Below are 16,655 nucleotides of genomic sequence, written 5' to 3' on the forward strand. Positions count from 1 at the left end.
ATTATTATATAATGTTTTAGACTAAAAATAAAGTATAAATTATGAATTAATGTATTTGTAACAGATATAATTAGTTTACATATAATGTATTGAGAGGAGGAATCGTAAATGGGCGAAGCTAAAGGTGGAGTATTAGGCGGATTATTTAATGAAGGTAGTGAATTACTATTCTTCTTTTTATTATTAGTAGTTCTTTTCATGCCTTATGGCTATGGAGGAAGATGCTAATTTTTAATGAAAGACTATGCTTAGCATAGTCTTTTTTTAGTGAATTTTAGTAAAAATAGTGTATAATATAAATATATATAATATTCAAAATATAGGAGGGGTAAAGTGATAAGTAAAGATTGGGATAATTTAAATATATTACAAAAAAATAGATTAGATAGTAGAGCATATTTTTTTACATATAATAATATAAATGATGCCTTAACTTATGAAAGGGGAAGATCTAATAATTTTATGTTGTTAAATGGTATGTGGAAATTTTATTATTCAAATACAGTAGAAGAATCACCAGAGATGTTTTATGATGATAATTATAAAACTGATGATTGGGATGATATAATTGTTCCAAGTAATTGGCAAATAGAAGGCTATGGCATACCTCATTATACAGATTTAATTTATCCATTCCCTATAGATCCACCTAATGTCCCATCAAAAAATCCTACAGGATGTTACAAAAGAAAATTTTTTATTCCAAGTAGTTGGAATAATTCTAATATTATTTTAAGATTTGAAGGGGTAGATAGTGCTTTTCATATTTGGATAAATGGGAAAGAAGTAGGATATAGTCAAGGAAGTAGAACGGCATCAGAATTTGATATTACAAAATTTATAAAAAGAGGACAAAGAAATACAATATCTGTTAGAGTTTATCAATGGAGTGATGGAACATATATTGAAGATCAAGATATGTGGTGGTTATCAGGAATATTTAGAGATGTGTCATTAATAGCTAAGTCACCAGTTTATATAAGGGATTTTTTCATTAAGACAGATTTAGATGATAAATATAGAAATGCTAATTTAGAAATTGAGATAAATATAAATAATACTATGAAAGAAAGCTTAAAAAATTATAATATAGAATACTTATTATTAGATAATGAAGAAAATAAAATAGTTGATTTTCAAACTAATAATATAGACATTAATAGTAAAAGCAAATCTATAATAAATGTAAATATTAATATTAATAATCCAAAAAAGTGGACTGCAGAAACTCCAAATTTATATAATTTATTAATATGCTTAAAGGATCAATATGAAAATATTATTGAAGTGATACCTTCTAGAGTAGGATTTAGAAAAGTTGAACTTAAAAATGGTAATTTTTTATTTAATGGAGTTCCTATAATGTTAAGAGGGATTAATAGACATGAGTCTCATACTGATTTAGGTAGAGTAATTCCTATTGAACATATGATAGAAGATATTTTGCTTATGAAAAAGAATAATATAAATGCTGTAAGAACAGCTCATTATCCTAATGATCCAAGGTTTTATGATTTATGTGATATTTATGGATTATATGTTATGGATGAAGCAGATTTAGAGTGCCATGGATTTGAGATAATTGGTGAATACGATAAAATTACTAATGATCCTAAATGGAAAGAGTCTTATATAGATAGAGCAGTTAGGATGGTAGAAAGAGATAAAAATCATCCATCTATTATTATGTGGTCAATGGGAAATGAATCAAGTTTTGGATGTAATTTTATATCTATGTCAAAATGGATTAAGAATAGAGATAATACAAGATTAGTTCATTATGAAGAAGATAGAGAAGGTAAAGTAGTTGATTTAATGAGTACAATGTATTCTAATCATCAAAAGATGATAGAATTTGGTGAGATGGAAGATAGTGATAAGCCTCATATATTATGTGAGTATGCTCATGCTATGGGAAATGGACCTGGTGGATTAAAAGAATATTGGGACATATTCTATAAATATCCTAGACTTCAAGGAGGTTTTGTTTGGGAATGGGCTGACCATGGATTAAGAAGAATTGATGAAAAGGGTAAAGAATATTTTGCATACGGTGGGGATTTTGGAGATTATCCTAATAATTCTAATTTTTGTTGTGATGGACTATTAAAACCAAATAGAACACCAACCCCTGGATTATTAGAGCTTAAAAAAGTAATGGAGCCTATCAAGATAATAGAAGAAGATTTATCTAAAGGTAGAATAAAGATTAAAAACCTTTATGAGTTTATAGATTTAGATTCTTTTAGTTTAGCTTGGAGTATTGTTGGAGATAAACAGATATTCAATAGTGGTATATTAAATTTAAATAAAATAGAACCAGGAGAAGAAAGTATTATAAATATACCTATTAATATGGATAAAAAATATAGTTTATATACCGATCTATTTCTGAATATGGAAGTAATAACTAATAGGGATAATAAATGGTCTAAAAGTGGACATGTAATAACATGGCAAAATTTTAAATTACCTTTGTCTTTAAAGAAGGAATGGTTTACTGATATATCTACTATGGATGATATAAAAGTTATTGAATCAAATATAGATATAATCATAAAAGGAATAGGTTTTGAAATAGTATTTGACAAGATAGAAGGTAGAATTTCTAAATATTTATATGAAGGGATTCAAATAATTGATGAAGGACCTAATTTTAATCTTTGGAGAGCTCCTATAGATAATGATATGTATCAAGTAAAGGAATGGAAGAAAAAAAGCATAAATAATATTCTTACAAGAATAGATAGTATTAAAACTAATGTGCAAGATAAATTTTTCAATATAAGTGTAAAATCCTATATTTCACCACCTAATGGTGATTGGGCTATAAAAAATGAATATAAATATATTATTTATGGAAGTGGAGATATTGTATTAAATATAAATGGAAAGCCTATTGGAAAATTGCCAGAAACTTTTCCTCGAATAGGTTTAGATATGAAATTACAAAATGATTTACAAAATGTAGAGTGGTATGGTAGAGGACCTGGTGAATCATATATAGATAGTAAAGAAGCTAGTATGACTGGTATATATGAAAGTAATGTATCTGATATGTTTACTGATTATGTTTATCCTCAGGAAAATGGGAATAGAACAGATACTAAGTGGATTTCTATTAATGATGATAGAGGAACAGGATTATTAATATCTAGTGATGAAAAATTTGAATTTAGTGTTCAGAACTATATTAAAGAAGATTTAGAAAATGCTAAACATATGAATGAATTAGTGAAAAGAGATTTTATAGCATTAAATATTGATTATATACAACATGGTATTGGCAGCAATAGTTGTGGACCAGCACCACTAAAAGAACATAGTTTAAAACCACATGATTTTAATTTTTCTATTAAGATTAAACCATATTCAAAACAATTAATTTCTCCTGTAATTTTAAGTGGTGAGAGGATAAAAAAATAATATTATTATAAAAAATCTAAGGCTATATTCTATGACCTTGGATTTTTTATAAATTTTGGTAAAAATAACTCTTGACTATTTACTAAACATTTAGTAAAATTTACTTATGAAGAAACGTTTTCATAATATATTAAATTAAAGGGAGGATATCAATGAAAAAGTTTTTAGCAATATTACTTATGGTTACATTAGTTTTTTCATTAGCTGCATGTGGTAATGGTGGAGATGACAATGAAGAAACAAGTGGAGAATCATCAGGAAATCCACAAGTAGGGGTTACAATTTATAAATTTGACGATAGTTTTATGTCATTTGTACGTAGATCAATAGAAGAAAGTGCTGATGGAAAAGCAGATTTAACTTTAGTTGATTCACAAAATGATCAAGCTAAACAAAATGAACAAGTTGATACAATGGTTTCTAAAGGAGTAAAAGCTTTAGCAATCAATTTAGTTACACCTCAAGCTGCTTCTACTATAATAGAAAAAGCAAAATCAGAAGATTTACCAGTAGTATTTTTCAATAAAGAGCCAAGTGAATCTGATATGCAATCTTATGATAAAACTTGGTATGTAGGTACTGATTCTTCAGAATCAGGTATAATTCAAGGGGAATTAGTAGCTGATTCTTGGAAAGCAAATCCTGATTGGGATAAAAATGGTGATGGAAAAATTCAATATGTATTATTGAAAGGTGAGCCAGGACATCCTGATGCTGAAGCAAGAACTAAATATGTTATAGAAACTATAGAAGAAAAAGGTATAGAAGTTGAAGAATTAGAACTTCAAACAGGAATGTGGGATTCAGTAAAAGGTAAAGAACTTATGGATGCATGGTTATCAAAACATGGTGATGATATAGAATATGTAATAGCAAATAATGACGGAATGGCATTAGGAGCAGTAAGTTCTCTTCAAGGAGAAGGATATTTTGAAGGTGATAAGTTTATGCCAGTAGTAGGAGTAGATGCTATACCAGATGCACTTACAAAAATAGAAGAAGGAATTATGGTAGGTAGTGTACTTAATGATGCAGGAAATCAAGGAAAGGCTACTGTTGATTTAGCACTTAACGCAGCAGCGGGTAAAGATGTTACAGAAGGAACAGATTGGGAATTAATTGATGATAAATATGTAAGAGTGCCTTATGTAGCAATTACAAAGGATAATTTAAATGTAGCTAAAGAAAGTTATGGAGAATAATTAATATTTTGCTATAAAAGATGCATATGCATACTAAAGGTGCATATGCATTTTTATTACAACTAATAAGTATCAATGGAAGGAGAATATTCATGACTAATAAAAACAATAGTAAAAATGAATATTTATTAGAAATGATAGATATATCAAAAGAGTTTCCAGGTGTTAAAGCATTAAACAATGTAAAGTTGAATATTAGATCTGGAACAGTTCATGCTTTAATGGGTGAAAATGGGGCAGGAAAATCAACTCTTATGAAATGTCTTTTTGGAATATATAAAAAAGATAGTGGTAGAATTTTATTGGAAGGTAAAGAAATTGAATTTAAATCTTCAAGGGAAGCATTAGATAATGGAGTTTCTATGGTGCATCAAGAATTAAATCAAGTTCAATCTACTACAGTTATGGATAATATATGGCTTGGAAGATTTCCTAAAAAAGGACCTTTCATAGATGAAGAAAAAATGTATAATGACACTTTAAATATATTTAAAGAGTTAGATATAAAGGTAGATCCAAAAAGCAAAGTAGAAAAGTTACCAGTTTCAGAAAGTCAAATGGTAGAAATAGCAAAAGCAGTATCATATAATTCTAAAATTATTGTTATGGATGAGCCTACATCATCACTTACGGAAAAAGAAGTTAATCATTTATTTAAAATAATTAGATCATTAAGGGACAAGGGTGTAGGTATAATATATATTTCCCATAAGATGGAAGAAATAAAACAAATTGCAGATGAAGTTACAATAATGCGTGATGGTCATTGGATAACTACTGAAAAAGGAGATTCTATAACAACAGATGAGATAATTAATTTGATGGTTGGAAGAGACCTTACAAATAGATTTCCTCCTAAAACAAATAAACCAAGTGAAGTAATACTCGAAATTAAAAATCTTACTGCATCTGTTCAGCCATCTATAAATGATGTTTCTTTTAAGTTGAAAAAAGGAGAAATATTAGGAATAGCAGGACTTGTAGGGGCTAAAAGAACAGAACTTATAGAGACTATATTTGGAATTAGACATATAGATAGTGGAGAAATACTATTGCATGGTAAAAAAATAGAAAATAAAGATTCTAATCAAGCAATAAATAATGGATTTGCTTTAGTAACAGAAGAAAGAAGAGCTACAGGGATATTTCCAGTGTTAAATATAAGATTTAATTCTGTGATTGCTAATATAGATAAATATACAAATAAATTAGGCCTTTTAAATGAAAATGAAATGAATAAAGATACAAACTGGGTTATTGATAGTATGAGCGTAAAGACCCCTAGTCATAAAACAAGAATAAGTTCATTATCAGGTGGTAACCAACAGAAAGTTATAGTTGGAAGATGGTTACTTACAGAACCTGAAATATTACTGTTAGATGAGCCTACACGTGGTATTGATGTAGGAGCAAAATATGAAATTTATCAATTAATGATTGATTTAGCTAATAAAGATAAAGGCGTTATAATGGTTTCTTCTGAGATGGCAGAACTTTTAGGAGTAACTGATAGGATTCTTGTTATGAGTAACGGAAGACTAGCTGGAATAGTTGATACAAATAAAACTACACAAGAAGAAATATTAAAATTATCGTCTAAATATTTATAGATAGGAGAGATTTGAATGTCAAGATTTAGTGGAAAATTAGATTTTAAAAATATAACGTTAAAAGATACATTAAATTGGATGTTAAATAATGCTATATATCTTGTATTAATAGTACTTTTTATTGTTATAGTTTCAGTGTCACCAGATTTTATATCTTTAAGGAATTTTACAAATATATTATCACAAGCATCAACTCGTATAATAATGGCTCTAGGTGTTGGAGGTATAATAGTAGCAAAAGGTACAGACTTGTCCCTTGGTAGACAAGTAGGCTTTGCAGCAGTAGTATCAGCATCCCTTTTACAAGCACCCGATTATGCATATAAAATGTATCCAGATTTACCTCAACTTAATATTTTTATACCTATACTTATTGCTATGCTTGCAACTTGTCTCTTTAGTCTTATAAATGGATATGTAGTAGCAAAATTCAAGGTTGATCCATTTATTGCAACTTTAGGTATGATGATAATAGTATATGGTCTTACTTCAATATACTTTGACAGACCTCCATATGGAGCACAGCCTATAGGAGGACTTGACCCTATATTTACTAATTTTGCTCAAGGAGATTTTTCACTTGGAATAATAAGGATACCTTATCTCATAATATATTCTGCAATAGTTACAGCTATAGTATGGGTATTGTGGAATAAAACTAAATTTGGAAAAAATATATTTGCTATTGGTGGAAATCAAGAAGCAGCAATTGTTTCAGGAGTTAATGTATTTAAATATACTTTAATGGTGTTTGGATTAGCAGGATTATTATATGGACTTGGTGGAGCATTAGAAGCTGCTCGTATAGGTACAGCAACAAATAATACTGGTAATATGTATGAATTAGATGCTATTGCTGCATGTATAGTTGGTGGATTATCCTTTAATGGTGGTATTGGTAGAATATCAGGTATAGTTACAGGGGTACTTATATTCCAAGTTATAGCTTATGGTCTTAACTTTATAGGAATAACTCCATATATGCAAAACGTAATAAAAGGTTTAATAATTATAATAGCAGTAGCAATAGATTCTAGAAAATATGCAATGAAAAAATAAGGTGGTGTTATAAGTTGAATATAGAGAACTTAAAAGAAATCTTTTCTGAAAAATTTGGAAGTAAGGATAATATTAATAGTTACTTTGCTCCTGGTAGAGTAAACCTAATAGGTGAACATACTGATTATAATGGTGGATATGTATTTCCTTGTGCTTTAAGTTTCGGAACATATGCAATAGCAAGAAAAAGAGAAGATGAAAAAGTATTACTATATTCAGTGAATTTTCCTGAAATTGGGATAGTTGAAACTAGTTTAAATCAACTTTCATATAACAAAGAAGATGATTGGGCAAATTATACTAAAGGTATTACTAAAGTATTTAAAGATAAAAACTTAAATATAGATAAAGGATTTGAAATATTATATTATGGAAATATACCAAACGGTGCTGGTCTTTCTTCTAGTGCATCTATATCTATAGTTACATCTTTATTACTAAAAGATTTATTTAAATTAAATATTGATAGAATACAAATGGCTAAATATTCTCAAGTAACTGAAAATGAATATATTGGTGTTAATTGTGGAATAATGGATCAATTCATTATAGCTATGGGTAAAAATAATCATGCAATTCTTCTAGATACAAATACATTAGAGTATGAATATGCTCCAATAAAACTAGATAATATTTCTATAGTTATTGCAAATACAAATAAAAGAAGAGGACTTGCAGATTCTAAATATAATGAAAGACGTAGTCAATGTGAAACAGCACTAAAAGATCTACAAAATAAATTGAGAATAAATTCTCTTGGTGATTTGACAGAAGAAGAATTTGAAAAAAATAAGCATTTAATAGAAAATGAGATTAATAGAAAAAGAGCAAAACATGCAGTCTATGAAAATAGAAGAACTATTAAAGCAGCTAAAGTATTAGAAAATAGTGATATAAATAAATTTGGAAAGCTTATGAATGAATCTCATATTTCACTTAGAGATGACTATGAAGTAACTGGAAAGGAACTAGATACTCTTGTTGAATTAGCATGGGAAAATGGTGCTATTGGTGCTAGAATGACTGGAGCAGGATTTGGTGGATGTACTGTAAATCTAGTATATAATGAAGAGATAGAAAAGTTTAAAGAAAATGTGAAAAAAGAATATAAAGACAAAATAGGATATGATCCAGAATTCTATATAGCAGAAATAGGAGATGGAGCAAAAATAATATAGATATGCTAAAGGGGTAGGTATTTTTACTGCCTCTTTAAATATATTTTAAAAGGAGAAAAGTTTATGTATTCTATTGAGAAAATAAATATAGATGATAAAAAAATAGATTTAATTACTATAAAAAATAAACAAATAGAAATTAAATTATTAAATTATGGGGCCACATTAGTAGAACTTTTAATACCTGATAAAAATGGCAAAAAAGAAAATATAATATTAACATATGAAAATATCGTTGATTATATGGAAAATCCTCCTTATTTTGGAGCAACTATCGGTAGAACATCTGGAAGAATATCAGATGGTAAATTTACTCTTGAAGGAGTAGAATATAGTTTAAATAAAAATTATGATATGAACAGTGGACATGGAGGATCTGAAGGCTTTAATAAAAAAATATGGAAATATAAAATAATAGAACAAAACAAGAGTATATCAATAATTTTTAATTATTATAGTAAGGATATGGAAGAAAATTACCCAGGAAATTTAGAGACTTTTGTAAAATATACATTAGAAGAAAATAAACTTATAATAGAATATCATGCAAATACAGATAAAACCACTCTTTGTAATCTAACTAATCACTCATATTTTAATTTATCAGGTGATTATAAAATGAAAATTAAAAAACAATATTTATCTTTAAAATCAGATCAATTTTTAGAACTTAATGAGAATATGATACCTACTGGTAAGTTTATAAATGTAGAAAATACTCCCATGGATTTTAGGAGAGAAAAGGTAATAAAAGAAAGTTTTGATTATGATTTTCTCCAAATGGAACTTACAAATGGATTAGACCATACTTTTTTATTAAGTGAAGCTAACAATGCGATAACTATGATTGATTATAAAAGTGGAAGAAAAATGGAAGTATCTACATCTTATCCTTCAGTAGTTATATATAGCTATAATTTTCCTGATGATGAAAAATTAAAATATGGAAAAATAGGAAGCAAACATGATGGAATTTGTTTTGAAGCTCAATATGAACCAGATGGAATAAATCATGAAAATATGAATCCTGCTGTTTTAAAACCAAATGAAGATTATTATGAAAGAACTGAATATAAATTTTCTATTGTATAGGGGGCATAAAAATGTATTTAGGTGTTGACTATTATCCAGAACATTGGGATGAGAAGCTTATAGATAATGATTTAGATAGAATGAAAAATATGGGTTGCAATATTATTAGAATTGGAGAGTTTGCCTGGCATTTAATTGAAAGAAAAGAAGGAAAGTATGATTTTTCATTTTTTGATAAGGTTATAGAAAAAGCAAAAAATAAGAATATAAAAATAATGTTTGGTACACCTACCGCAACATTTCCAGCTTGGCTTGCAAAGAAAGCACCATCAATATTATCCGAAAATGAATTTGGACATAAAAGAGTTTTTGGAGGTCGAAGACAATATTGTTTTAATTCAGATACCTATATAAATTATACAAAAAAAATAGTAGAAAGATTAGTAAATCATTATAAAGATGAAAAAGATATTATCGTTTGGCAAATTGACAATGAGTTTGGGCATGAGGGAAGTGATATGTGCTATTGTACTAATTGTCATAAAAAATTTCAAACTTTCTTAAAAAATAAATATGAAAATATAGATAATTTAAATAAGGGATATGGAACTATATTTTGGGGACAAACTTATAATGAGTTTTGTGAAATACCAATTCCCAAGCCTACAATAACAACTCATAATCCTTCTCTTAAATTAGATTGGTCTAGATTTAGGTCATATTCTATAAATAAATTTGCAGAAATTCAAATAGATATAGTAGATAATTTAAAAGGAGATCATCAAAGCATTACACATAATTTACCTGGAGGATTTTTTGATAAAGCATATGATCAAAATATATTAGCTGAACAACTTGATTTTGTATCATATGACAATTATCCAGTATGGGGAGGTTTAAAAGAACCTATTGAACCTGCAGAGATTGCTATGAATCATGATTATGTAAGAGGGCTTAAGAATAAAAACTATTGGATAGTAGAAGAGCTTATGGGTGCACAAGGTCATAATGTAATAGGATATTTACCTCGCCCTAATCAAGCTAAGATGTGGGCATATCAAGCAATGGCTCATGGTTGTGAAAATATGTTATTTTTTAGATGGCGTGGCATGAACAAAGGCGCTGAACAATTTTGTTATGGTATAATAGATACAGATAATAAAGAAAAAAGAAAATATAAAGAAGTAAACGAATTTATGACAGATATTAAAAAATATGAAGATATAATAAAATCACCTATTAAGTCAGATATTGCTATTCTTTATGATTTTGATAATACTTGGTCTTGGAAAGGACAAAAGCAATCAATTATGTTTGATTTTACAACTGAACTTATGAGACTTTATAAACCCTTCTATAATTTAAATTTAAATATAGATGTAATAGATATAAAAAAAGATTTTAAAAAATATAAAGTATTAGCTATACCAGTTATGCAAATAATAGATGAAAAATTAAAAATGAAAATAGAGCAATTTGTAAAAGGTGGAGGAACTGTAATATTTTCTTTTAGGTCAGGAATAAAGGATAGGAATAACAATTTATATTTTGGATTAGAAAACCCTTGCTTAATAAAAGAATTAACAGGAATAACAATTGATGATAGTGAGTCATTACAGGAAGATGTTGAAATATCATCTTTTGACAAAAGATATAAAGGGAAAGCAAATGTTTGGCGTGATATAATTACAAATTACTCAGCAGAAATATTATATAAATATACAGATGATTTTTATAGTGACAAAGCTTGTATTACAAAAAATAAATTTGGCAAAGGAAATGTATATTATATAGGGGCTGGAGTTGATGAGGATATATTAAGTGAAATATTTAAAGAAATAATTCAAAAATATGATATAGATCATATAGATTCTCCTAGAGAATTAGAAGTATATATAAGATATTATAAAGATAAAAAATGGTTATTTATAAATAACCATAGTGATAAAAAAATTGAGTATAAAAATGTTATAATTGAACCATATGAGAGTATTATAAAAAAGTATGAATTTATTGAATGGAAGTGATTTATATGGCAACTATAAAGGATATTGCAGATATAGCAGGCGTATCTTCAGCAACTGTATCTAGAGTACTAAATTATGATAAAAGTATATCTGTTGCTGATGAAACTCGAGAAAGGATATTTGCAGCAGCAGAAAAATTAAATTACAAGCCTCCTAAACAAAGGAAAAGCAATACTAGTAAAAAAATTAGAATAGGTGTAATTCATTGGTACTCACAGAAGGAAGAATTAGAAGATATATATTATCTATCAATTAGAAAAGGAATAGAGGAAGAGTGTTCATTTAACAATATAGAAGTGGTAACTGTTTTCAAAAATGAGAATGATTATGCTTTAAGTGAATATCAAAATTTAAGTGGAATAATACCAATTGGGAAATTCAGCTTAGAAGAAGTAAAAAGATTCCGTGACTTTACAGATAATATAGTTTTTGTAGATTATTGTCCTGATGAAGATATGTTTGATTCTGTAGTAGTAGATTTTAAGAGAGCAGTTTTAAAGGTATTAAATTTTATTAGTAAAAAAGGTTTTAAAAATATTGGCTTCATTGGTGCGAATGAGTATGTGGGAGAAAGATTAGAGCCATTAGAAGATGAAAGGCAGAAAACTTATGTTAATTTCATGAAAAAAAAGGGTTTATATAATGAAGAAAATATATATATTGGTAAATTTAGTTGTGAAGATGGATATAGACTAATGAAAAAAGCTATATCTAAAGGTAACTTACCATCTGCTTTTTTTATTGCAAGTGATACTATAGCAATAGGAGCTATGAGAGCACTTTTTGAAGCAAATATTAGAATTCCTCAAGATATATGTATTATAGGAGTAGATGATATACCTACAGCTAAATTTTTATCACCTCCACTTAGCACTATAAAGATTCATACAGAACTTATGGGAAGTACAGCAGTTGGATTATTAGTAGAAAGAATTGAACATAATAGGAAAATCCCTAAAAAAGTTATAATACCAACTAAATTTATAAGAAGAAAAAGTTGTAATTAATGAACCTTAAAAAGGTTCATTTTTCTTTGACATAAATATGAATATAAAATAAAATATATTTTATACAATTAAATATTTTAAGGAGTGTAAGATTTGGAAATAAAAGATTTAGAAATAAATAAAATGATAGTGCATATATTAGATAATAATTTAGAAATACCAGTATTATCAGAAGTAGAGCACCCTTTAGATGATGATATAGAAGAATTTTTAGAAAAGCATATTTTAAGAGTATTTACAGATGGATCCCTTAGACCTGCTAGGTTTAATGATGGAGAAAATATTATTAAAGATATAATAGTAAATCATAATTTAAATACATTTGTAGAGGATACAAAACGATTATCAGAGATTTTATTTGATATTATAAAGATAAATGTAGATATTCCACCAGCAGATGTTATATTCAGTATATTTACATATGAAGATAGAAGATACTTTTCTATATTTAAAATGAATTATAGAAATTCTTATATTCATAATGTAGACCAAATTGAAGAAAAAGTAGTAAATTCTATAGTGAAACAAAGAACTTCATTACCTAATGAAAATCAAAAAATAGATGAATGTATTTTAATCGATTTAACAACTTTAGATATAAAATTAATAGAGAAAGAATATGAAATAAATGGAGAAAAAATATACTATCTATCAAGATTATTTCTTAAATGTAATAGTAAAAGGTCAGAAAAAGAAAAAGTGAAAATATTAAATAAAACTACTAAAAACTTTTTAGAAAATAATTATGAAGGTGATTTTGTAAAAGTAGGACAAGCAAAAAAAGCAGTAGCTAAGTCATTAGAAGAAAATGATAGAATTGATATAGAAAGTGTTGCAAAAGATGTATTTAAAAGTGATTTAGATATGAAAAAGGAATATATGAGTATAATTGAAAAAGAAGGGTTAGATGAAACTAATTTTGAAGTAAGTGAAAAAATAAAGAGACAAAACTTTAGAAAGCAAAAAATAGTTACAGATACAGGAATAGAAATTAAAGTACCTATAGAGTTTTTTGATGATAAAGAAAGAATAGAATTTGTAAATAACACTGATGGTACTATTTCAATAGTACTTAAGCAAATAGGAAATGTAAAAAATAAATAATATTCATAAAAAAGATTCTTTGATCTGATCAAAGAATCTTTTTTATGAATATTAAAAACTTAAGAAAATCTTAAGATTTTAATTCAGATTTTCTTAAGATATATTTGGTATTATTAAGTTAAATTAAATATAAAGGTTGTGATATAATATGTCTAAAATTAACACATGGGGTGAGTCATTATGAATATATTAATATGCGATGATGAGAAAGAAATAGTAGAAGCTATAGGAATATATCTTAGAAACGAAGGGCATCAAATATTTAAAGGATATAACGGTAAACAAGCACTTGAGATTATAGAGGAAAATGAAATTCATCTTGTAATAATGGATATAATGATGCCTGAAATGGATGGACTAATAGCTACAATGAAAATAAGAGAATTTAAGAATATACCAGTAATAATGTTATCAGCTAAATCAGAAGATACTGATAAAATAATGGGTTTAAACATGGGGGCAGATGATTATATAACAAAACCGTTTAATCCATTAGAGCTAATAGCAAGAGTAAGATCTCAACTTAGAAGATATACAAAACTTGGAAGTATAGAGCAAAAGGAAAATGTATTTGAAACAGGTGGTCTTATGATAGAAGATGATAAAAAGAGAGTTACAGTAGATGGAGAGGAAGTAAGACTTACACCTGTACAATATAAAATATTGAAACTTCTAATGGAGAATAAAGGCAATGTATTTTCTATAGATAAGATTTATGAAAAAGTATGGAATGAAACTGCATATAATCCTGAGAATACAGTTGCAGTTCATATAAGAAAAATAAGAGAGCAAATAGAAATAAATCCTAAAGAACCAAAATATTTAAAGGTGGTGTGGGGTGTTGGATATAAAATCGAAAAAATTTAGTTACTCATATAGTTTGAAAATAATAGCTTTTGTACTTGCAATTACAACATTTACTGGGGCATTGTATATAGTATTTGATACTATAGTAAAGTCAAATGGAGATATTAATCCTGATATGTTATTTCAAGATAATTATTATGAAAGTGAGAGCTTTTATAACGATGTAGAGAGAATAACAGGTAATTTATCCGTACTATTAGAGGAATATAGAAATAAAGAATATATAAATTCAGGTAATTCTATTAATGAAAATGAATTAGAAGATAATACTGAAAATTTATATTATCAATTTATTAATGAATCTAAAAAATATAATCCTAATTTATCAGATAATGAAAATAGAGAAATATTTAGAGAAGAATATAAATCACAAATAGAAAATATTAAAAAAAATATGATAGAAAATGATTTAAGAAATTATAACTTAATACAGAATGTATTAGATGATTATTCTGGGATAAATTATTTTGCTTCAGATGGAACTAATACTTTTAAAAATAGTAATAATACATCAATAAAGGAATTTAAAGAATATCCCTCATATATATTAATTGAAAACAACAATGTTCAAGTAACTCCTGAAGAAATATCAAATGGTGATATTTTTTGGAGGCTAAATACCTATAGCAATAATATAGATTTAACAAATGATAAAATATATTTAGGATTTACTGACAATTATTTGAGGACAGAAATAGATGAATGGAGATCAAACAAGAATATAATTGAAGAGAAATCTTATCAGGTTTTAAGTTTAAGTTTAATTTTCTTAATATGTTATATATATTTGATATATTCTATAGGTAGAAAACCAGAGGATGATGATATTCATCTTTCAGGAGTAGATAAGATATATACAGATATTAATATAGTTATAGAGTTTTCATTAATAGCATTATGGACCATATTTTGGGCTGCCCCACATAATAATGTATCAATTAAATTATTTATACCAGGTACAGTAATAATATCAACTTTAGGATTGCTATTATTACTATCTCTAGTAAAACATATAAAAAATAAAACAATAATAAAACATTCAGTAACTTATATTATTTTTCATAAGATATTTTCTTTCTTTAAAGAAGTATATAATAATGGGAATATAGCTGTGAAAATTATATTGATTGTAATAGGGTATCCACTATTAGTAGCAGCAACTTTCTTCATGTTTCCAATAACTATTGGAGTAGCAGCATATTTAGTTCTTAGAAAAATAAAAGAATTTAACTCTATAAAAGAAGGAGTAAAGCGAATTAAAGATGGAGAATTAAATCATGAAATAAATATAGAAAGTAAAGGTGAATTTTCTAGATTAGCAAATGATATAAATAGTATTGCTGATGGTTTAAATCAGGCAGTAGAAAATGAAGTTAAAAGTGAAAGGTTAAAATCAGAGCTTATAAGTAATGTTTCACATGATATAAGAACACCATTAACCTCTATCATAACTTATGTAGATTTATTAAAAAGAGAAGAACATGATGAACAAACAAGTGAATATATAGATGTCTTAGATGAAAAATCTCAAAAATTAAAAGTATTAACAGATGATTTATTTGAAGCATCAAAAGCTAATAGTGGTAATATACCAGTAAATTTAGAAAAAATTAATTTAGTATCACTTATAACTCAAGGTATTGGAGAATTAGATTATAAGGTAAAAGAATCAAATTTAGAATTTAAAATGAATTATAAATCAGAAAAAATGTATGTAATGGCTGATGGAAAACTTTTATGGAGATCTATAGAGAATTTATTTTCTAATGTGTTTAAATATGCTGTTAAAAATTCTAGGGTATATATAGATATAATAGAAAATGATGAAAATATATATCTAACAATAAAAAATATTTCAGCTTATGAACTAAATATATCTCCAGATGAATTAATGGAAAGATTTAAAAGAGGAGATGAATCTAGAAACAGTCCAGGAAGTGGACTCGGACTATCAATAGCAAAGAGTTTAATTGAGTTACAAGGTGGAGAATTTAAAATACAAATAGATGGTGATTTATTTAAAGTAATATTAAAACTAAATAGAGCTTAATAAATCAAAAAAGATATGTATGTTAATAGTTCATATCTTTTTGATTTATATAAATATAGAAATTAAATAATACTTATTATATACTATTATCAT

The 16,655-nt window shown here is 26.7% G+C and carries 11 protein-coding genes; all 11 read left to right on the forward strand.

The window, feature by feature from the left end; translation table 11 throughout:
* Positions 1-333: 333 nt before the first annotated feature.
* The 11 genes from ebgA (at position 334) to E0D94_RS06055 (ending at position 16,562) form a co-directional block, all read left to right on the forward strand.
* A complete protein-coding gene (ebgA, locus tag E0D94_RS06005) occupies positions 334-3,426 on the forward strand; it encodes a beta-galactosidase subunit alpha (protein ID WP_130806379.1) in 3,093 nt (1,030 codons plus the stop codon).
* A gap of 152 nt (positions 3,427-3,578) precedes the next feature.
* Complete coding sequence (gene mglB / locus E0D94_RS06010) at positions 3,579-4,628, forward strand: galactose/glucose ABC transporter substrate-binding protein MglB (protein WP_130806380.1); 1,050 nt, start codon at positions 3,579-3,581, stop codon at positions 4,626-4,628.
* 92 nt (positions 4,629-4,720) lie between these two features.
* Positions 4,721-6,238, forward strand: a complete 1,518-nt coding sequence (gene mglA, locus E0D94_RS06015; protein ID WP_130806381.1) for a galactose/methyl galactoside ABC transporter ATP-binding protein MglA — start codon at positions 4,721-4,723, stop codon at positions 6,236-6,238.
* 15 nt (positions 6,239-6,253) lie between these two features.
* A complete protein-coding gene (mglC, locus tag E0D94_RS06020; RefSeq protein WP_130806382.1) occupies positions 6,254-7,297 on the forward strand; it encodes a galactose/methyl galactoside ABC transporter permease MglC in 1,044 nt (347 codons plus the stop codon).
* 14 nt (positions 7,298-7,311) lie between these two features.
* On the forward strand, positions 7,312-8,475 hold the full coding sequence (locus tag E0D94_RS06025) for a galactokinase (RefSeq protein ID WP_207289653.1): 1,164 nt from the start codon (positions 7,312-7,314) through the stop codon (positions 8,473-8,475).
* A 63-nt stretch (positions 8,476-8,538) separates the two neighbouring features.
* Positions 8,539-9,567 carry an aldose epimerase family protein gene (locus E0D94_RS06030; protein ID WP_130806383.1) on the forward strand — a complete coding sequence of 343 codons (1,029 nt, stop codon included), beginning with the start codon at positions 8,539-8,541 and terminating at the stop codon, positions 9,565-9,567.
* Positions 9,568-9,578: 11 nt separating this feature from the next.
* On the forward strand, positions 9,579-11,534 hold the full coding sequence (locus E0D94_RS06035) for a beta-galactosidase (RefSeq protein WP_130806384.1): 1,956 nt from the start codon (positions 9,579-9,581) through the stop codon (positions 11,532-11,534).
* Positions 11,535-11,539: 5 nt separating this feature from the next.
* Entirely contained in the window at positions 11,540-12,541 is a 1,002-nt protein-coding gene (locus E0D94_RS06040) for a LacI family DNA-binding transcriptional regulator (RefSeq protein ID WP_130806385.1), read from the forward strand.
* Positions 12,542-12,634: 93 nt separating this feature from the next.
* The gene (locus tag E0D94_RS06045) at positions 12,635-13,645 is read left to right on the forward strand and encodes a nucleoid-associated protein (RefSeq protein ID WP_130806386.1); all 1,011 of its coding nucleotides are present in this window, start codon (positions 12,635-12,637) and stop codon (positions 13,643-13,645) included.
* Between the two features lie 180 nt (positions 13,646-13,825).
* A complete protein-coding gene (locus E0D94_RS06050) occupies positions 13,826-14,512 on the forward strand; it encodes a response regulator transcription factor (protein WP_130806387.1) in 687 nt (228 codons plus the stop codon).
* Positions 14,484-16,562, forward strand: a complete 2,079-nt coding sequence (locus tag E0D94_RS06055; RefSeq protein WP_341274560.1) for a sensor histidine kinase — start codon at positions 14,484-14,486, stop codon at positions 16,560-16,562. Before E0D94_RS06050 ends, E0D94_RS06055 begins: the two co-directional genes overlap by 29 nt.
* The last annotated feature ends 93 nt before the right edge of the window (positions 16,563-16,655 follow it).

Source organism: Senegalia massiliensis (assembly GCF_900626135.1).
Taxonomy (GTDB): Bacteria; Bacillota; Clostridia; order Tissierellales; family SIT17; genus Anaeromonas; species Anaeromonas massiliensis.